This is a genomic window from Pseudomonas sp. ANT_H4 (genome assembly GCF_008369295.1).
Classification (GTDB): Bacteria; Pseudomonadota; Gammaproteobacteria; order Pseudomonadales; family Pseudomonadaceae; genus Aquipseudomonas.
The window spans coordinates 40,811-58,322 of record NZ_VOBG01000018.1 but is presented as its reverse complement, the minus strand read 5'-3'; the positions used below and the strand labels follow the sequence as shown (position 1 = coordinate 58,322).

18 protein-coding genes are annotated in these 17,512 nt (G+C 60.4%); 7 read left to right on the top strand and 11 right to left on the bottom strand.

The window, feature by feature from the left end; translation table 11 throughout:
* Positions 1 to 12 precede the first annotated feature (12 nt).
* Positions 13 to 729 carry a 4'-phosphopantetheinyl transferase gene (locus FQ182_RS20970; protein ID WP_149413536.1) on the bottom strand — a complete coding sequence of 239 codons (717 nt, stop codon included), beginning with the start codon at positions 727 to 729 and terminating at the stop codon, positions 13 to 15.
* Between the two features lie 254 nt (positions 730 to 983).
* Here FQ182_RS20970 and FQ182_RS20965 point away from each other — a divergent pair, with 254 nt between their 5' ends.
* Together FQ182_RS20965 and FQ182_RS20960 are read left to right on the top strand one after the other, a co-directional pair.
* Positions 984 to 1,661, top strand: a complete 678-nt coding sequence (locus FQ182_RS20965; protein WP_149413535.1) for a response regulator transcription factor — start codon at positions 984 to 986, stop codon at positions 1,659 to 1,661.
* Positions 1,658 to 3,004, top strand: a complete 1,347-nt coding sequence (locus FQ182_RS20960) for an ATP-binding protein (protein ID WP_149413534.1) — start codon at positions 1,658 to 1,660, stop codon at positions 3,002 to 3,004. Before FQ182_RS20965 ends, FQ182_RS20960 begins: the two co-directional genes overlap by 4 nt.
* Before the next feature lie 88 nt (positions 3,005 to 3,092).
* Here FQ182_RS20960 and FQ182_RS20955 read toward each other — a convergent pair whose 3' ends face one another.
* Positions 3,093 to 4,091, bottom strand: a complete 999-nt coding sequence (locus tag FQ182_RS20955; protein WP_149413533.1) for an AraC family transcriptional regulator — start codon at positions 4,089 to 4,091, stop codon at positions 3,093 to 3,095.
* Between the two features lie 332 nt (positions 4,092 to 4,423).
* Between FQ182_RS20955 and FQ182_RS20950 the strand changes: the two genes are divergently transcribed.
* Together FQ182_RS20950 and FQ182_RS20945 are read left to right on the top strand one after the other, a co-directional pair.
* A complete protein-coding gene (locus FQ182_RS20950) occupies positions 4,424 to 5,758 on the top strand; it encodes a dicarboxylate/amino acid:cation symporter (RefSeq protein ID WP_149413532.1) in 1,335 nt (444 codons plus the stop codon).
* A 186-nt stretch (positions 5,759 to 5,944) separates the two neighbouring features.
* The gene (locus FQ182_RS20945; RefSeq protein ID WP_149413531.1) at positions 5,945 to 7,126 is read left to right on the top strand and encodes a CaiB/BaiF CoA-transferase family protein; all 1,182 of its coding nucleotides are present in this window, start codon (positions 5,945 to 5,947) and stop codon (positions 7,124 to 7,126) included.
* A 439-nt stretch (positions 7,127 to 7,565) separates the two neighbouring features.
* Here the strand turns inward: FQ182_RS20945 and FQ182_RS20940 are convergent, their stop codons facing one another.
* The gene (locus FQ182_RS20940) at positions 7,566 to 8,060 is read right to left on the bottom strand and encodes a SprT family zinc-dependent metalloprotease (RefSeq protein ID WP_149413530.1); all 495 of its coding nucleotides are present in this window, start codon (positions 8,058 to 8,060) and stop codon (positions 7,566 to 7,568) included.
* A 129-nt stretch (positions 8,061 to 8,189) separates the two neighbouring features.
* A complete protein-coding gene (locus FQ182_RS20935; RefSeq protein WP_149413529.1) occupies positions 8,190 to 8,792 on the bottom strand; it encodes a Yip1 family protein in 603 nt (200 codons plus the stop codon).
* Positions 8,793 to 9,073: 281 nt separating this feature from the next.
* On the opposite strand from FQ182_RS20935, the gene ttcA reads away from it, so the two are divergent.
* Complete coding sequence (gene ttcA / locus FQ182_RS20930; protein ID WP_149413528.1) at positions 9,074 to 9,898, top strand: tRNA 2-thiocytidine(32) synthetase TtcA; 825 nt, start codon at positions 9,074 to 9,076, stop codon at positions 9,896 to 9,898.
* A 67-nt stretch (positions 9,899 to 9,965) separates the two neighbouring features.
* Entirely contained in the window at positions 9,966 to 10,637 is a 672-nt protein-coding gene (locus FQ182_RS20925) for a DNA-3-methyladenine glycosylase I (protein WP_149413527.1), read from the top strand.
* Positions 10,638 to 10,698: 61 nt separating this feature from the next.
* Here the strand turns inward: FQ182_RS20925 and FQ182_RS20920 are convergent, their stop codons facing one another.
* The 3 genes from FQ182_RS20920 to arsC are packed head-to-tail and all read right to left on the bottom strand — an operon-like array spanning position 10,699 to position 12,066.
* Complete coding sequence (locus FQ182_RS20920) at positions 10,699 to 11,118, bottom strand: DUF2069 domain-containing protein (protein ID WP_149413526.1); 420 nt, start codon at positions 11,116 to 11,118, stop codon at positions 10,699 to 10,701.
* The gene (gene wrbA, locus FQ182_RS20915) at positions 11,102 to 11,716 is read right to left on the bottom strand and encodes an NAD(P)H:quinone oxidoreductase (protein WP_149413525.1); all 615 of its coding nucleotides are present in this window, start codon (positions 11,714 to 11,716) and stop codon (positions 11,102 to 11,104) included. The genes FQ182_RS20920 and wrbA overlap by 17 nt, the downstream gene beginning before the upstream one ends.
* Positions 11,713 to 12,066 carry an arsenate reductase (glutaredoxin) gene (gene arsC / locus FQ182_RS20910; protein ID WP_149413524.1) on the bottom strand — a complete coding sequence of 118 codons (354 nt, stop codon included), beginning with the start codon at positions 12,064 to 12,066 and terminating at the stop codon, positions 11,713 to 11,715. Before arsC ends, wrbA begins: the two co-directional genes overlap by 4 nt.
* A gap of 113 nt (positions 12,067 to 12,179) precedes the next feature.
* Here arsC and FQ182_RS20905 point away from each other — a divergent pair, with 113 nt between their 5' ends.
* A complete protein-coding gene (locus FQ182_RS20905; protein WP_149413523.1) occupies positions 12,180 to 12,641 on the top strand; it encodes a TlpA disulfide reductase family protein in 462 nt (153 codons plus the stop codon).
* Between the two features lie 38 nt (positions 12,642 to 12,679).
* On the opposite strand, the gene FQ182_RS20900 is transcribed toward FQ182_RS20905, so the two are convergent.
* From FQ182_RS20900 to FQ182_RS20885, 4 genes are all read right to left on the bottom strand, one after another.
* On the bottom strand, positions 12,680 to 13,084 hold the full coding sequence (locus FQ182_RS20900; protein WP_133099206.1) for an META domain-containing protein: 405 nt from the start codon (positions 13,082 to 13,084) through the stop codon (positions 12,680 to 12,682).
* Positions 13,081 to 13,521, bottom strand: coding sequence for a hypothetical protein (locus tag FQ182_RS20895; protein ID WP_149413522.1), 441 nt, complete (start codon positions 13,519 to 13,521; stop codon positions 13,081 to 13,083). Before FQ182_RS20895 ends, FQ182_RS20900 begins: the two co-directional genes overlap by 4 nt.
* A 71-nt stretch (positions 13,522 to 13,592) precedes the next feature.
* Positions 13,593 to 14,582, bottom strand: coding sequence for a 2-hydroxyacid dehydrogenase (locus FQ182_RS20890; RefSeq protein ID WP_149413521.1), 990 nt, complete (start codon positions 14,580 to 14,582; stop codon positions 13,593 to 13,595).
* Between the two features lie 25 nt (positions 14,583 to 14,607).
* The gene (locus FQ182_RS20885; RefSeq protein ID WP_149413520.1) at positions 14,608 to 17,361 is read right to left on the bottom strand and encodes a response regulator; all 2,754 of its coding nucleotides are present in this window, start codon (positions 17,359 to 17,361) and stop codon (positions 14,608 to 14,610) included.
* Between the last annotated feature and the right edge of the window lie 151 nt (positions 17,362 to 17,512).

Sequence of the window (17,512 nt, the reverse complement as noted above, 5' to 3'; positions counted from 1 at the left end):
CACAGGGATCTGTCAGGCGCTGATCGCCACCAGGCTCAACAACTGCCCCTCATGCACGGCAAACTGCGCATCCAACTCGCTGCCGTGGCGCCACTCGCTGGACAGGTCCGTCAGCAACCGCAATCGCGCATGCCCTGTCTCAGACCAATCCAACAGCTCGGCATGTTCAAAGTAGAAGCGCTTTTGCACGATGGGGTAGAGCGCCTTGAACAAGCTCTCCTTGGCCGAAAAGGTCAGGGTCACCAGTTGCGCGATTTGCTCCCGAGGCCCTGCGGCCATGCGCTGCAACTCATTGTGCGTGAGGATTTCCCCTGCCAGACGTTCGGCTCGCTCCAGCGCCAGCACATTCTCCAGATCCATCCCCAGCCCGCGCCACTGCGCCTTATGGGCGACGATAGCCGCCGCGTGGCCGGTGCTGTGGGTGATCGAGCCACTGATATGGGCCGGCCATACCGGTGCTCGATCTTCGCCAATGGCTGGAATGCAGTCCAGCCCTTCAAGCTGTTGCAAGGCAGCACGGGCACATAGCCTCCCGGCGAGAAATTCGGCCTGACGCTTGGCTACCGAACGCTGGATGCTGGCCGGGGGCGGTACGGCGCAGCGCTGGAAGTCGCCGGCGACCAGCAATGTCGGATCGAAGCGGGTGCTCAGAAATACCGTGCCCGGCAAGGGGACGGGCAGCGGCCAATGGGCGTCGAGTGGGGTGCAGCAGGCGGGGAGCGGATTCATACCGGGTATTTTGCACCGGTTACCGCGAGCATGGGTAGCCTGGAACAGGCTCGACTTAACTGACGTGTTACAGACTGGACGATCCGGTTCAGCCCAGATTCAGAGAGTGTTCAGGAGAAGTTCAGGGGCGCCTGCGTAGTCTGGGACTACGAAAACATATCTGCCCGTTTTAACGGCGTTAAACTGAGCGAGCAAGACTTGCAGGGCCGCTATGATGTACCCAGCTGGAAAGTTGATTTGCCTTGGAGAGCTTTATGAAACTGCTGGTTGTCGAAGATGAGGCGCTGCTGCGTCATCACTTGCTGACCCGACTCACCGACAGCGGTCACGTGGTTGAAGCCGTGGCCAATGCTGAAGAAGCGTTGTACCAGACTGGGCAATTCAACCATGACCTGGCGATCATCGACCTGGGCCTGCCGGGCATGGGCGGCCTGGACCTGATCCGCCAGTTGCGCACCGAGGCCAAGACCTTCCCGATCCTGATTCTCACCGCGCGCGGCAACTGGCAGGACAAGGTCGAAGGCCTGGCAGCCGGCGCCGACGACTACGTGGTCAAGCCGTTCCAGTTCGAAGAGCTGGAAGCACGGATGAATGCATTGCTGCGTCGTTCCAGCGGGTTTACCCAGTCGACCATTGTTGCGGGCCCGTTGCTGCTGGACCTCAATCGCAAACAGGCTTCCCTCGACGAACAACCCCTGGCGCTGACCGCCTATGAGTACCGAATCCTCGAATACCTGATGCGTCACCATCAACAAGTGGTGGCCAAGGACCGCTTGATGGAACAGCTCTACCCCGATGACGACGAGCGCGATCCAAACGTGATCGAAGTGCTGGTGGGCCGCCTGCGCCGCAAGCTGGAAGGGCCTGCGGGATTCAAACCGATCGACACCGTGCGAGGCCTGGGCTACCTGTTTAACGAGCGCTGCCGTTGATTCGCTCGTTACGTGTGCGCCTGATGCTGGCGGCCACCACCCTGGCCGTGCTGTTTATGCTGGCGTTGCTACCGGCCATGCAGGGCGCGTTCAGCCTGGCCTTGCAGGACGCTATCGAGCAGCGCCTGGCGTCAGACGTGACGACGCTGATCTCTGCGGCGCGGGTCGAAAAAAACCGCCTGCTGATGCCGGCGCAATTGCCGGACGAGCGCTTCAACCTCACCGACAGCCGTCTGCTGGGCTACATCTATGACCGTGAAGGCCACCTGGTCTGGCGCTCGCGGGCGACCCAGGAAGAAAACATCAACTACAAGCCGCGCTACGACGGGCGCGGCAACGAGTTCGCGAAGATTCGCGAGGCCAACGGCCAGGAATTTTTTGCCTATGACGTCGAGGTCAAGCTGCTGGGGGGCAAGAGCGCGGCATTCAGTATTGTCGCCCTGCAACCGGTGCGCGAATACCAACTGACCCTCGAAGGTCTGCGGGAAAACCTCTACTTGGGCTTCGGCGCCGCCTTGCTGGTGCTGCTGACCCTGCTCTGGCTCGGCCTGACCTGGGGCCTACAAGCCCTGCGTCGCCTGAGCCAGGAACTGGACGAGATCGAAGGCGGTACCCGCGAAAGCCTCAGTGAACAACACCCGCGGGAGCTGCTGCGGCTGACCGGCTCCCTCAACCGTTTGCTCCACAGCGAGCGTGAGCAGCGCACCCGTTACCGCGACTCCCTCGACGACCTGGCCCACAGCCTGAAAACCCCGCTGGCGGTGTTGCAGGGCGTGAGCGAAGACATGGCCCAGCGCCCCGAGGACCGCGAGCAAGCCTGGGTGCTGCAATCGCAGATCGAGCGCATGAGCCAGCAAATCAGCTACCAGTTGCAGCGCGCCAGCCTGCGCAAAAGCGGCCTGGTGCGCCACCAGGTACGGTTGCGGCCGGTGCTGCAAAGCCTGTGTGACACCCTGGACAAGGTCTACCGCGACAAGGGCGTGCGAGTGTCCTTTGACCTGCCGGAAGAATGCGACGTGCCCATCGAGCGGGGCGCTCTGCTCGAATTACTCGGCAACCTGCTGGAAAACGCCTATCGCCTGTGTCTGAGCGAAGTGCGCATCACCCTGTATGAAAGCCTCGAAGGCACCCAGCTGTGCATTGAAGACGATGGCCCTGGCGTACCGCCGGACCAGCGTGCGCGGATTCTGCAAAGGGGCGAGCGGCTGGACCGTCAGCATCCGGGGCAGGGGATCGGGTTGGCAGTGGTCAAGGACATCATCGAAAGCTACGGCGCGCGGCTGACCCTGGGGGATTCACCCTTGGGCGGGGCGGCGTTCAAGATCCACTTTTCGGCAGTCTAAATACTTCTATGGTCAGTGAGCTTTCTGTGGCGAGGGAGCTTGCTCCCTCGCCACATTAATCACTCTTGTCTCAGGACAGTGTTCGGCCTTAGCTTTCTTGCGATCTATAAGCACCGGGCGTCAGCCCCGTCCACTTTTTGAACGCGCGATGAAACGCCGAAGGCTCGGAAAACCCCAGTTGCTCGGCGATCTCCTGCAGTGACAAATCCGCCCGGCCCAAGTGAAAAATCGCAATATCTCGGCGCAGTTCATCCTTGAGCGCCTGAAAGCTGGTGCCTTCTTCGCGCAAATGCCGGCGCAGTGTTTGCGGGCTGATATGCAAATGCTGGGCGACGGCTTCCAGGTCCGGCCAGGGCGTGCGGTCGCGACTTAACAAACGGCGCAACTGGCTGCTCAAGCTGTCGCCTTCGTCCGGGCGTGACAGCAGGTCGGCGGGTGAACGCTCCAGGAAATGCTTGAGGGTGCGCTCGTCCTGCAACAGCGGCAGGCTCAGGTAGCGGCTGTGGAACACCAGGCTGCTGACAGGCGCGGCAAATACGTGGGGGCAGGGGAACAGCAAATCGTATTCGCCACTATGGGCCGGCATCGGGTAGCTGAACGTTGCCTGCTCCAGGCGAATACGCTGGCCGATCAGCCAACTGCCGAGGCGATGCCAGATCACCAGTAGGCACTCACTCAAAAAGTGATCCGGGTCCCACAGTTGAGAATCGTCCAGGCTCAAGCGGGCCATATCGCCTTCCCGTGTCAGGTGCCAGCGCGGCCCCTGCGGGAATAGGCCATAAAATAACAAGCCGCGTTCCAGAGCCTTCTCCAGGGTGCGGCAGTGGATCAGCGCGTGGCACATCATGGCGAAGGTGCCGCGTTTGCTCGGGCCATCGGCGAAGCCCAGGTATTCGTCGTCCAGCGCCAGCCACAGCATCTGCAACAGCTGGGTGAACTGTTCCGGCGCGATACGGGCACGAGGTTCGCTAAGCAGTTCGGGGGTGATGCCCAGTTGCTGCAACAACCCCGAGTAATCGTAGCCGGCCCGGTGCGCACCACCCAGGGCGGCGCGGGCATAGTGACTGGCAATGGTACGTTCACGCATGAAGGGGCCTCGTCCATTAAGTGGCGAATGGTAGCCATCGTACAGAGAAGCGACAAGGCGGATATCCGCCAAATTGTAGGACGAGGCTCGGGCAGTGGGCGGAAATCCGCCACTTGTACCAACGTTTGAATGGTGCCCGAAAACCACAGGGCCTGATCTCTAAAGGCCTTTAGCGGTTTTCAGTAAAGTGGCATGGCGTTTGCGATAGGAAACGCAGATCTGCCCAGCGCAGCTCGCCAAAACAAATCCCTCCAGTGCAGGAGGGTTCGCAATTCAAGTGTCGTGGGCAATGGCGGATATTTGCCACACGAGGCTCTTGAGGAAACTTTGCAATGACGACTCGTCAGCCGTTCTATAAAAGCCTGTATTTCCAGGTGATCGTTGCCATCGTTATCGGCATCCTGCTCGGTCACTTCTACCCGCAGACCGGTGTGGCCCTCAAGCCCCTGGGTGACGGCTTTATCAAGCTGATCAAAATGGTCATCGCCCCGATCATCTTCTGTACAGTCGTCAGCGGTATTGCTGGCATGCAGAACATGAAATCGGTCGGCAAAACCGGCGGCTACGCGCTGCTGTACTTCGAAGTCGTTTCCACCATCGCCCTGCTGATCGGCCTGATCGTGGTCAACGTCGTGCAACCGGGCGCCGGCATGCACATCGACGTAGCGACCCTGGACGCTTCCAAAGTGGCGGCCTACGTGACCGCGGGTGCAGACCAGAGCATCGTTGGCTTCCTGCTTAACGTGATCCCCAATACTATCGTTGGCGCCTTCGCCAACGGCGATATCCTGCAAGTGCTGATGTTCTCGGTGATCTTCGGTTTCGCCCTGCATCGCCTGGGTGCCTACGGCAAGCCGGTCCTGGACTTCATCGATCGCTTCGCCCACGTGATGTTCAACATCATCAACATGATCATGAAGCTCGCGCCAATCGGTGCCCTGGGCGCCATGGCGTTCACCATCGGTGCCTACGGCGTAGGTTCGCTGGTGCAGTTGGGCCAGTTGATGATCTGCTTCTACATCACCTGCCTGCTGTTCGTCCTGGTGGTATTGGGCGGCATCTGCCGCGCCCACGGTTTCAGCGTACTGAAACTGATCCGCTACATCCGTGAAGAACTGCTGATTGTGCTGGGTACTTCCTCCTCGGAATCGGCCCTGCCACGCATGCTGATCAAGATGGAACGCCTGGGTGCGAAGAAGTCGGTAGTAGGTCTGGTTATCCCGACTGGCTACTCCTTCAACCTCGACGGTACTTCGATCTACCTGACCATGGCTGCCGTGTTCATCGCCCAGGCGACTGACACCCACATGGACATCACCCACCAGATCACCCTGTTGCTGGTGTTGCTGCTGTCCTCCAAGGGCGCTGCTGGCGTGACTGGTAGTGGTTTCATCGTACTGGCCGCCACCCTGTCGGCTGTTGGCCACCTGCCGGTTGCCGGCCTGGCGCTGATCCTGGGTATCGACCGCTTCATGTCCGAAGCCCGCGCACTGACCAACCTGGTCGGTAACGCCGTAGCTACCCTGGTAGTTGCCAAGTGGGTCAAGGAACTGGACGAAGACACCCTGCAAATCGAGTTGGCTTCCGGTGGTCGCGGTATCTCCGACACCCGTGAAGAAGACGACCTGGGTGTGGCTGAAGGCCCGACACCCTCTGGCGTCAAGTAACACTGCACCGCTCATGAAAAACCCATCTTCGGATGGGTTTTTTTTGTGGAGAGGGAGCTTGCTCCCGTTGGGCTGCGCAGCAGTCCCTGAAATCACAACGGTCACTGTCGATGATGGTTTATGTAATTGCCGCTTACCCCCAAGCCTGCCTACTCTGTGCCCAATCGAATCGGAATCGGAGCTCCCATGTCAGGTCCCTTGGCATCCCTCAAAGTGCTGGATTTCTCCACCTTGCTGCCTGGCCCGTTTGCCTCATTGCTGCTGGCGGACATGGGCGCCGAAGTGCTGCGTATCGAATCCCCCACGCGTATGGATTTGCTGCGGGTGTTGCCGCCCCATGATCGGGGAGTATCGGCCAGCCACGCCTACCTCAATCGCAACAAACGCAGCCTGGCCCTGGACCTCAAGCAGGCCGAGGCGCTGGAGATTGTCCGGCAGTTGGTGAAGGACTACGACATCGTTCTGGAGCAGTTTCGCCCTGGCGTCATGGACCGTCTGGGCCTGGGGTACGAGGCCTTGAAGGCCATCAATCCGAAGCTGATCTACGTTTCCATCACCGGCTACGGCCAGACCGGCCCCTACAAGGATCGCGCCGGCCACGACATCAACTACCTCGCCCTGGCTGGGGTCGCCAGCTACACCGGGCGCCAGGACAGTGGGCCGTTGCCGTTGGGCGTTCAACTGGCGGACGTCGGTGGCGGCTCATTGCACGCGGCGATCGGGCTGCTGGCGGCGGTCATCGCCAGGCAGCAGAGCGGGGTGGGTCAGTACCTGGACGTGAGCATGACCGACTGCGCCTTCAGCCTTAACGCCATGGCCGGTGCCGGTTACCTGGCTTGTGGCGTGGAGCCTGCGCGGGAAGACCAGATGCTCAATGGCGGCAGTTTTTACGATTACTACCGCTCGCGGGACGGGCGCTGGCTGTCGGTGGGCAGCCTGGAGCCAGGTTTTATGCAGCAGCTGTGTACGACCCTCGGGTGTCCGGAACTGGCGCCCCTGGGGTTGTCGCCCAAGGCTGAGCAGCAGAAAGCGCTTAAGCAGGCGCTGCAGGTCGAGTTTGAGAAGCGCAGCTTTGAGGAGTTGTGTGGGTTGTTTGCGGGGGTGGATGCTTGTGTCGAACCGGTCCTCAGCCTTGGTGAAGCTTTGAAACATCCACAGCTCAAGGCTCGGGATCTGGTCAGCCAAGTGCCTCGGGGGGATGGTTCCAGTCAGGCGCAAATGGCCTGCCCGTTGAAGTTTTCAGAAGGGTTGCCGGCGCCCAGGCATATCGGGGTAGGGCTCGGAGCCCACAGTGATGAGGTGTTGGGGGAGTTGGGGTTCAGCACCGAGCGGATTGCACAATTGCGGGGTGCCAAGGTGGTGGGTTAGGGGCTGGTCTGCCGTTATTGCGGTATGAGGATCTACATATTGTTGCGGGCAGGATTCTGGGGTTGTGGGCTGTGGCTGGGTTGGGTACATATCCGTTATTTTGGTCAGGGCGGATTAGGGTTACGCCCTTACGGCGTGTCACTTTGAAAAGCCCAAAGTAACCAAAGGCTCTTGCCCCACCACTTGGTGCCTCGCTGTGGCTCGGCATGCCTTCGTTCGGGTACGCCGAGCCACAGCGAGGCGCCGATAGGTAGGGCAGGAGCGCTTTGCTTACTTTCGCGCCTTTCGAAAGTGAGTCGCTGTAAGAGCGAAACCGCCAGCAGCCGTTACCGCAACAACGGATATGTACTCAACAGCCCCCCTAGAGCCGGGGCCCTCAGCCATCAGCAACCTCAAGAAATGTGTAGATACCTATGGTCATCGCAGGCACCACACTACCTCACTCCACCCGAGTCTCCCCGGTAAACACCAACGTCTCCCGACACCGCCGGCACAAATACCGCCGCCCCTGACTCACCAGCCCATGGCGCTGGGACGAAAACGGGAAATCACTGTCCGCACACGGGCAACGGTAGATATACCGGGTAACCCGGCGCCGCTGGATCTCATAGGTGTGGCAGCGGTTGGGCGGCAGTTCGTAGACCCCGCGCATGATCAACTGCCATTCCTCGCCATGGGGCTGGATGCGCTCGCCGAACAATTGGTGGGCAATCAGGTGCGCCACTTCATGGGCGACGGTCTGTTTGAGGAAGTCTTCGCTGTTTTCCCGGTACAGCTGCGGGTTGAAGCGCAACAGGTTCTCGTGCAAATGCGCGACACCGGCCTTCTGGCCACGCAGCTTGAGGCTGACGTGGGGGCGTTTGAAACTTCGTTTGAAAAAGGATTCGGCTTGTTGGAAACAATCTTCGACGCGAGTATTGAGTTGCTCGGGCATGCTGTACATATCTCCAGAGACGTCCAGTATGCCGCAAACCTGGGTGTTTCCGAATCTGTCAGGCGCCGAATGGTCATGCGGAACGCATAAAGCCACCTTGCGGTGGCTTTTCCTGCAATTTGGAGAGGGCTAGCTGGTGTAGATCGGGCCGATGCCCAGGCCCCAGACGATCACGGTAAAGGCCATGATCGCCACCAGCACCACCAGGCCCACGGCCAGCACCGAGCTGGAGAACAGAAAGCCTTCGTCCGGGTTGATGTTCATGAAGGTCGGCAACCCGACATACAGCAGGTACACCGTGTAGCTGATGGCGGTCGTGCCGACGACCATCCCCAGCCACATATGCGGGTAGAGCGCCGCCAGCCCGCCGACAAACAGCGGTGTCGCGGTGTAGGTGGCAAACGCCACGCAGCGCGCCATGCTCGGGTTGGCGTCGTAGGTGCGCGCCATCCAATGAATGAAGGCGCCCATCACCGCAACGCCGCCGAGCATCGCCAGGTACGACATGATGGTCATCCACAGCGCGCTTTCCTGGGTCAGCATGACCGGGGACCGATTGCCGATGACCCAGCCGACCTGGGTGGTACCGATAAAGGCTGCTACGGCGGGGATCGCCGCGAGAATCAGCGTGTGAGTGAGGTACATGCGGCTGATGCTTTCTTCTTTATCGCCACGAATTTCCCGCCATTGCTGATCGGGGTGGGTGAAAAGTCCCACGACGTGATGGATCATGCCAGTCACTCCTGTTGTTATTACCATCGCCCCCCAACGGAGCGCCCACGGGCCAATTGGCCTGAAAGGTCTGGATATATGTGCGCGACCTTATGTCGGAGTATAGGAAGTGATGACCGGAAAAAGGGTGGAGCTTTAGAGCAAATCGCGCTGTAAACACAGAGGTTAATCGCAATGACTTCTGTAAATGGCTCACCACACAAGCGCGCTCGCCACTGTGCCTGGATTTTTGCGTAAAATACCCCGCTTTTCGTCACACACCTTTCACGGGTCCAAGCGCCATGGGCACTTTTACGGTCAACCAGAACAAGCTGCAAAAACGCCTGCGTCGCCAGGTTGGTGAAGCAGTCGCCGATTTCAACATGATCGAGGAGGGCGACAAGGTCATGGTCTGCCTGTCCGGTGGCAAGGACAGCTACACCCTGCTCGACGTGTTGCTGCACCTGCAAAAGGTCGCACCGATCACGTTCGACATCGTTGCCGTGAACATGGACCAGAAACAGCCTGGTTTTCCCGAGGAAGTGCTGCCGGCCTACTTCAAGACACTGGGGGTCGAGTACCACATCGTCGAGAAAGACACCTATTCGCTGGTCAAGGAACTGATCCCGGAAGGCAAGACCACCTGTTCACTGTGTTCACGCCTGCGCCGTGGCACGCTCTACACCTTTGCCGACGAGATAGGCGCGACCAAGATGGCCCTCGGTCATCACCGTGATGACATCGTCGAAACCTTCTTCCTCAACATGTTCTTTAATGGTTCCCTCAAGGCCATGCCGCCCAAGCTGAGGGCCGATGACGGGCGCAACGTGGTGATTCGCCCGCTGGCGTATTGCAACGAGATGGACATCCAGGCTTACTCCGACTTCAAGCAATTCCCGATCATTCCCTGCAACCTCTGCGGCTCCCAGGAAAACTTGCAGCGCCAGGTGGTCAAGGACATGCTTCAGGATTGGGAGCGCAAGACGCCGGGGCGCATTGATAGCATCTTGCGCAGTTTGCAGAACGTGCAGCCGTCGCAACTGGCCGACCGCAACCTGTTCGACTTCACCAGCCTGCGGATCGACGAAAGCGCCGCTTCGCGCTTCGTCAACGTAGTGAATCTCTGAGCATTTTCAACGCTCTGATTGACGGCGCTTGCGGGCGCCGTTTTCATTTCAATTCTTAGGAGAGGGCATGCGCGATTACAAGTGGCTGCACGAATACTGTCTGAACCGTTTCGGTTCGGCGGCCGAGCTGCAAGCCCATCTGCCTGTCCCCAAGACCCCGGCGCAATTGCGCGAGATCAGCGATGACCGCTACCTGTCGACCTTGTCGCTGCGGGTGTTCCGCGCCGGGCTCAAGCACAGCGTAGTGGACGCCAAGTGGCCGGCGTTCGAGCAGGTGTTCTTTGGTTTCGATCCGGAAAAAGTGGTGCTGATGGGGGCCGAGCACCTTGAGCGGCTGATGCAGGACACGCGAATCATCCGCCACCTGGGCAAGCTCAAGAGCGTGCCGCGCAATGCGCAGATGATCCTGGATATCGAGAAAGAGAAGGGCAGCTTTGGCGCGTTGATCGCCGAGTGGCCGGTGACCGATATCGTTAGCCTGTGGAAGTACTTGAGCAAGCACGGCCACCAGTTGGGCGGGCTGTCGGCACCGCGTTTTTTGCGCATGGTCGGCAAGGACACCTTTGTGCCGAGCTATGACGTGGTGGCGGCGTTGAGTGCGCAGAAGATCATCGACAAGGTGCCCACCAGTCTGCGAGACCTGGCAACGGTGCAGGACGCGTTCAACCAGTGGCACACGCAGAGTGGTCGGCCGATGTGTCAGTTGTCGATGATGTTGGCCTACACAGTCAACCACTGACACTGTGGCGAGGGGGCTTGCCCCCCTCGCCACAAAAAACCTCTTCAGCCCGACAATTCCATCAGGCCGGCTGACCTTCCCCCGACAACCGCCGATCCAGCTGGAATCGCCAGCGCACATACAGCAGCGCCGTGCAGAACACCGCCAGGCTCGCCAGCATTTCCAGCACACCGAACCAATGCCGGTTCGGATCGTAGGCGGCCAATGCGCCTTTGATGAAATACAGGTTCACCACAAAACACATCCACGAATGCCCGCGAGCGCTGCCTACGATCATGCCCGGCGCCAGCAACAGCAACGGCACCAGTTCGATCAGCAGTATCACCCAGGGCCGGGCGCCGTGCAGGTCGGCAAACACCAGATAATAGGCGCACAGCAAGCCGATCAGGCCGAGGAAACTCACCAGACTCAGTACCTGCATCACTCTGACTCGAGGTTCCAGCCAGGCTTGGGGCGGCAGGACTTTAGGCTTCTTGGCCACGGCCACTCTCCAGTTTCAAGGCGGTTTTCGCCAGGCGCAGGCCAAGGGCTCGGCACAGGGCGATTTCATGTTGATCCAGGGCACGCTTGCCGTCGGCGCCGGAATGATGGCTGGCGCCGTAAGGGGTGCCGCCGCCCTGGGTGTCGAGCAATGCCTGTTCGCTGTAGGGCAGGCCGGTGATCAGCATGCCGTGGTGCAACAGCGGCAACAGCATCGACATCAGCGTGGTTTCCTGGCCGCCGTGCAGGCTGGCGGTGGAGGTGAAGACGCCAGCCGGTTTACCGACGAGGGCACCGGTCAGCCACAGGTTGCTGGTGCCATCGAGAAAGTACTTCAGCGGTGCCGCCATGTTGCCAAAGCGAGTCGGGCTGCCCAGGGCCAGGCCCGAGCAGTTTTTCAGATCATCGAGGCTGGCGTACAACGCGCCTTCGGCCGGAATGCTCGGGGCCACGGCTTCGCATTCGGTGGAGATTGCCGGCACGGTGCGCAACCGCGCTTCCAGCCCACCTTGCTCGATGCCCCGGGCAATCTGCCGGGCCATTTCACTGACTGATCCGTTGCGGCTGTAATACAGTACCAGTACGTACGGCGTGCTCACGGCAGAATCTCCAGAATTTTTTCCGGCGGACGGCCGATCACAGCCTTGTCAGCGGTTTCCAGGATCGGCCGTTCCATCAGCTTGGGATGAGCTGCGATAGCGGTAATCAACTGGGCTTCGCTGAGGCTGGCGTCAGCCAGGTTGAGGGCCTTGTACTCATCTTCGCCGGTGCGCAGCAGTTGTCGGGCGCGGATGCCCAGCTTGCCCAGCAATGCCTGCAATTGCGAGGCGTCCAGCGGAGTTTCCAGGTAGCGCACTACGGTCGGCGTCAGGCCGCGGGCTTGCAGTAGTTCGAGCGCACCGCGGGATTTCGAGCAGCGCGGGTTGTGATAAAGCGTCAGATCGGTCATGTGCGGGTCGCATCTTGCGTAAGGTGGCGGGTATTCTACCCGCGCTGCGCCCAGTCCTGAACCTTGAGAGGCGATAGGCCGCAGCCAACGTTCACTTTTGCGAAGGATTACCCATGACAAGGCGACTGATCGGTGCATTGGCGATCATCACAACCCTGCTGCTCAGCGGCTGCGGCAATGACTATGGCGTTGACCAATACGGCCAGAAAGTGGCGTCCGAGCGCCTGGACAAGCAATGGTTGGTCATCAACTACTGGGCAGAATGGTGTGGCCCGTGCCGCACCGAGATTCCCGAGCTGAATGCCTTGGCCGAGCAGCTCAAAGGCCAGTCGGCGGGGGTGTTCGGGGTCAACTTCGACAATGTGCAGGGAGAAGAACTCAAGAGCGCCAGTGACAAGCTGGGCATCAAGTTCACCGTGCTGGCGCAGAACCCGGACGGGATATTCGACATTCCGCGCAGCGAAGCCTTGCCCGTGACCTATATCATCGATGACAAGGGCAAGGTGCGTGAACAGTTGATGGGTGAGCAGACAGCAGAAGGGGTGTTGGCGAAGTTGAAGGCGTTGCGTGGCTGATTAATGTCGGAGCCGGTTAACCGGCTCCTGCAGGTCTTTCAGCCTTCTTCCAGCCACAACCGCAAAGGTTTGCCTTCAGCCGGCCAGAAACGGGTCTGCTCGATGGGCGAAATATCCCAGCGCTCGACGGTTTCCAGGGCCTTGAAGAAGCGGTGTTCCTGCTCCATCAATGCTTCAGGGCACAGCTTGCGTGTGCTGCCGACCTTGCCGAAGCTGAGCTTGTCACCGTCCAGGGTGTAGGGTGCAAACCAATGATTGCAGCCGCCATTACCGTAGGCCCGGCCGTCAGAGCCGAGGGTTACGGTTAGATGCGCGTAATCCATCAGCGGCCGTTCGCCGATCCACTCCAGCACGTAGCTGTGGTCCTGCTTGAGCTTGACGGGTTCACCGGCGCAGCCCGCGAGGCCTGCACCCAGGACGGCGAGCACAAGCAAGGCCTTCATTGAGCAGCCTTCTGGCATTTCGGGCAGCGGTGTTTGTCGCCGTCAGTGGTCCAGCCCAGCTCGGTGATCCGCGCGTTGGCGGCCGGTTGCAGCGGCGCTTTGGTCAGCTTGGTTTCTACCGCGAACTCAAACTCCAACACCGTGTCACAGCTGTCGCAGTTGGCCTTCCAGGTGTGAATCTCCAGTTCGCCAAACTTCGGGCCCTGGGCCATGGCGACCCATTGGCCGGCCGGACTGATAGAGTAGCGGGCGTCGCCTTCGACAGTCAGGCGCATCGACAAGGTTTTACTGCCGCGCAGGGTGACGATCAGGACATCGCCGTTCTTGATCGAGCCGCCGTTGCCGGTGACTTGATAACGGCCCGGCACCAGGGCGCGGCATTCGATTAGGGTGTGTTGCGGGCTCAGCAAGCTGAAGCGGAAATCGTGTTCGGCCATGGATCCTCCAAATAGGCGCGGCATCCTATCACGGGCCGCAGCCCATCATGGCCCCGGTATGTGACCGCTGATCAGCCTTGTACCTGGTTTTGCGGCCGATCGTCTGCCCACGCCGTGATATTGGCCAGGGTGGTTCCGGCAATCGATGCCAGTGCTTCCTGGGTCAGGAACGCCTGGTGGGCGGTGATGATCACGTTGGGGAAGGTCAACAAGCGCGCCAGCACATCGTCTTGCAGCGGCAAGTCCGAACAGTCTTCGAAAAACAGCTGCGCCTCTTCTTCGTAAACATCCAGTCCCAGGTAACCCAATTGCCCATCCTTGAGGGCTTCAATCAGTGCCGGTGTGTCTACTAGCCCACCGCGTCCGGTGTTGATCAGCATGGCACCGGGCTGCATATGGGCCAGGGACTGCACATTGATCAGGTGTTTGCTTTCGCTGGTCAGCGGGCAATGCAGGCTGATGATTTGTGCCTGGGTCAGCAACTCCTGAAGGCTCATGTAACGAGCGCCGAGGGCTTCGACCTGCGGGTTGGGGTACGGGTCGTAGGCCAATAGCGTGCAGCCGAAGCCGTTCATGATTTTGGCGAAGGTGGCGCCGATCTGCCCGGTGCCGACCACGCCGACGGTCTTGCCCACCAGGTCGAAGCCGGTCAGGCCATGCAAACTGAAATCGCCGTCGCGGGTACGGTTGTAGGCGCGGTGCAGGCAGCGGTTGAGGGCCAGGATCAGGGCGACGGCATGTTCGGCCACCGCATGGGGCGAGTAGGCAGGTACCCGCACGATGGTCAGGCCCAGGCGTTTGGCGGCAGTCAGGTCGACATGGTTGTAACCGGCCGAGCGCAGGGCAATCAGTCGCGTACCGCCTGAGGCCAGATGTTCCAGTACCGGGGCGCTGAGATCGTCGTTGATGAAGGCACAGACCACTTCGTGGTTGTCGGCCAGAGCCACGGTATCGAGGTTTAATCGAGCGGGCTGAAACTGCAGCTCCATGCCTGCCGGCAACGACTCGCCAAGAAAACTGTCGCGGTCGTAGGTCTGGCTGCTGAAGAGGATGACGCGCATCAAATTGTTCCTTTATTGATAGGGTTTAGGTGCTGACCCGGGCCTCACTGGCCAGCCGTGCAATCGCCATGTCCAGCTCATCTAGAGCTGCCATGGCCTTGGCGTCGTCCTGCTTAAGCAGGGTCTCGGCCCGTTGGCAGGTCGCCCGCAATTGCGGTACGCCGCAGTAGCGAGTCGCGCCGTGCAGACGGTGGACGCGTTCGATCAGGGCCTGGTTGTCGTTGGCATCACGGGCGACACGAATGGCTTCGCGGTCGGCCTCCAGGGACGCGAGCAACATGGCGAGCATATCCGCCGCCAGGTCCGCCTTGCCGGCCGCCAGGCGCAAGCCTTCCTCGTGGTCCAGGACCAGCAGTTGCGCGGCCTGGCCGACACTTTCGGCGCCCCGTTCCGGGCCTTGATTGCGCAAGGCCAGGCCGGTCCATTTCAACACCACCTGGGCCAGTTGCCGTTCGCTGATGGGCTTGGTCAGGTAGTCATCCATGCCGCTTTGCAGCAAGGCGCGTTTTTCGTTGGCCATGGCGTGGGCGGTAAGGGCGACGATCGGCAGCGGCGTGCCGTGGCGCTCGTTTTCCCATTGGCGAATCGCCTCGGTGCTCTGGCGACCGTCCATGCCTGGCATCTGCACGTCCATCAGCACCAGGTCGAAGGTTTCCTTTTTTACCGCCTCGATGGCTGTATAACCGCTGTCCACCGCCTGGACCTTTGCGCCCATATCCTCCAGCAGTGTCTGCACCAGCAACAGGTTTGCCGGGTTGTCGTCGACACACAGCACCCTTGGGGCACGGCTGGACAATGGCTCGCCGGGCTCGCTGCGCAAAGGACGCGGGCTGATCAGGTCGGACAGGGCACGACGCAGCTTGCGGGTGCAGGCCGGTTTGGCCTGCAACTGACTGTTGGGGTTGGGGACCGACAGGTTGAACAGCATCTGCTCGGTGGTTGGGCACAGCACCAGCACTTTGCAGCCCAGGTGTTCGAGGTCCCAGAGGTGCTGGTTCAGGCGCTCCGGCGGAATATCATTGGCGGTGATGCCCAATACCGCCAAGTCAATCGCCTGCTCAGTCTGGTGGGCGCTGGTGATGCCGTTGGTCAGGCTCTCCAGGGTGTTGAACGGCGTGACTTCCAGGCCGCAGTCTTCCAACTGGTGTTGCAGGGCCTGGCGTGCCAGTTCGTGATTTTCCAGTACCGCGACACGGCGACCCAGCAAAGGCGCAGAGGGCAGGTCTTCGACATCGTCGCGAGTTTTTGGCAGGTTCAGGCTGATCCAGAAATCCGAGCCTTCGCCTGGCGTGCTGTCGACGCCAATCTCGCCGCCCATCTGTTCGATCAGGCGCTTGGAAATCACCAACCCCAGGCCGGTGCCGCCCGGCTGTCGTGACAGTGAATTGTCGGCCTGACTGAACGCCTGGAACAGCGCCCGTACGTCCTGGCTGGACAGGCCGATTCCGGTGTCCTGGACGCTGATGCGCAGTTGCACGCTGTCCTCCTGCTCGTCTTCAAGCATGGCGCGGGCGACGATGGTGCCTTCGCGAGTGAACTTGATGGCGTTGCTGACCAGGTTGGTGAGGATCTGCTTGAGGCGCAGCGGGTCGCCCACCAGGGATAGCGGCGTATCGCGATAGACCAGGCTTACCAGTTCCAGCTGCTTGGCGTGGGCGGCCGGGGCGAGGATGGTCAAGGTGTCCTGCATCAGGTCTCGCAGGTTGAAGGGGATGCTGTCGAGCACCAGCTTGCCGGCTTCGATTTTCGAGAAGTCGAGAATTTCGTTGATGATGCCCAGCAGGTTGTCGGCGGATTTTTCGATGGTGCCCAAATAGTCCAGCTGACGGGGCGATAGCTCGCTTTTCTGCAGCAGGTGGGTGAAGCCGAGAATGCCGTTGAGTGGCGTGCGGATTTCATGGCTCATGTTGGCGAGGAATTCCGACTTGATGCGGCTGGCTTCCAGGGCTTCCTTGCGGGCCAGGTCGAGTTCGATGTTCTGGATTTCGATGGTTTCCAGGTTCTGCCGCACGTCTTCAGTGGCCTGGTCGATACTGTGCTGCAGTTCTTCCTGGGCGTTTTGCAGGGTCTCGGCCATGCGGTTGATGCCCGACGCCAGTTGGTCCAGCTCCTGGCTGCCCAAAGGTGGCAAGCGGGTTTCCAGGTTGCCGTCCTTGAGTTGCGCCACCGCTTGCTTGATCTGGCCGATGGGCGAGGTGATCGTGCGGCTTATGCGCAGGGCCAGCGAGGCGGTGCAGACCAGGCCAATGGCGATCAGCAGCAGGCTGGCGAACAGGCTGCGATAGCCACGCAGCAGCATGCCGTTGTGGGACAGTTCCAACTCGACCCAGCCCAGCAGGCGATCGGATTCATCAGGGATCAGCTCACCGGCGAGGTTGCGATGGCGGCCAAAAACCGGCAGCAGATAACGGGTAGCGTCATTGCCGGTACGCTGTAGCAGGTGGGAACTGTTACCGATGGGCGGCTGATTGAGCATGGTCGGGCCGGCATGGGCCAGGGGCGAGCGGTCCGGCGCCAGGAAAGACACGGCTCGTACGTCGGGTTGCTCCAGGTAATGGGTGGCAATGCGCTCCAGCAAGTCGGTGTTCTTGTTACCCAACGCCGGCGCCACTAATGGCGCCAGTTGCTCGGCAATCATCTCGCCGCGATTGAGCAGCTGGGTTTGCAGCTCCGACAGTTGCATCCAGGTGAAATAACCGCCCAGCAGTAACGCCATCAAGCTGGTAGGTAATAATGTCAGCAACAGTACGCGGCCTTTTATCCCCGTTCGTCTAAACACGCCACTCTCCTGCTACCACATGGTGATCGAAATTCTTCGCGGGCGTCCGGCTCGCGACACTTGCGCAGTGTAGCCATTCGCAGGGCCGCAAATCTTGCAAAATGAATATGCGAGACGAAGAACGAGCCATTGAAACTCGATGACGGTGCAG

Excerpts from the sequence above, each read along its gene's own strand:
- FQ182_RS20970 (WP_149413536.1), bottom strand. The coding sequence starts at position 729 with ATGAATCCGCTCCCCGCCTGCTGCACCCCACTCGACGCCCATTGGCCG.
- FQ182_RS20965 (WP_149413535.1), top strand. The coding sequence starts at position 984 with ATGAAACTGCTGGTTGTCGAAGATGAGGCGCTGCTGCGTCATCACTTG.
- FQ182_RS20955 (WP_149413533.1), bottom strand. The coding sequence starts at position 4,091 with ATGCGTGAACGTACCATTGCCAGTCACTATGCCCGCGCCGCCCTGGGT.
- FQ182_RS20950 (WP_149413532.1), top strand. The coding sequence starts at position 4,424 with ATGACGACTCGTCAGCCGTTCTATAAAAGCCTGTATTTCCAGGTGATC.
- FQ182_RS20945 (WP_149413531.1), top strand. The coding sequence starts at position 5,945 with ATGTCAGGTCCCTTGGCATCCCTCAAAGTGCTGGATTTCTCCACCTTG.
- FQ182_RS20940 (WP_149413530.1), bottom strand. The coding sequence starts at position 8,060 with ATGCCCGAGCAACTCAATACTCGCGTCGAAGATTGTTTCCAACAAGCC.
- FQ182_RS20935 (WP_149413529.1), bottom strand. The coding sequence starts at position 8,792 with ATGATCCATCACGTCGTGGGACTTTTCACCCACCCCGATCAGCAATGG.
- ttcA (WP_149413528.1), top strand. The coding sequence starts at position 9,074 with ATGGGCACTTTTACGGTCAACCAGAACAAGCTGCAAAAACGCCTGCGT.
- FQ182_RS20925 (WP_149413527.1), top strand. The coding sequence starts at position 9,966 with ATGCGCGATTACAAGTGGCTGCACGAATACTGTCTGAACCGTTTCGGT.
- arsC (WP_149413524.1), bottom strand. The coding sequence starts at position 12,066 with ATGACCGATCTGACGCTTTATCACAACCCGCGCTGCTCGAAATCCCGC.
- FQ182_RS20905 (WP_149413523.1), top strand. The coding sequence starts at position 12,180 with ATGACAAGGCGACTGATCGGTGCATTGGCGATCATCACAACCCTGCTG.
- FQ182_RS20900 (WP_133099206.1), bottom strand. The coding sequence starts at position 13,084 with ATGAAGGCCTTGCTTGTGCTCGCCGTCCTGGGTGCAGGCCTCGCGGGC.
- FQ182_RS20895 (WP_149413522.1), bottom strand. The coding sequence starts at position 13,521 with ATGGCCGAACACGATTTCCGCTTCAGCTTGCTGAGCCCGCAACACACC.
- FQ182_RS20890 (WP_149413521.1), bottom strand. The coding sequence starts at position 14,582 with ATGCGCGTCATCCTCTTCAGCAGCCAGACCTACGACCGCGACAGTTTT.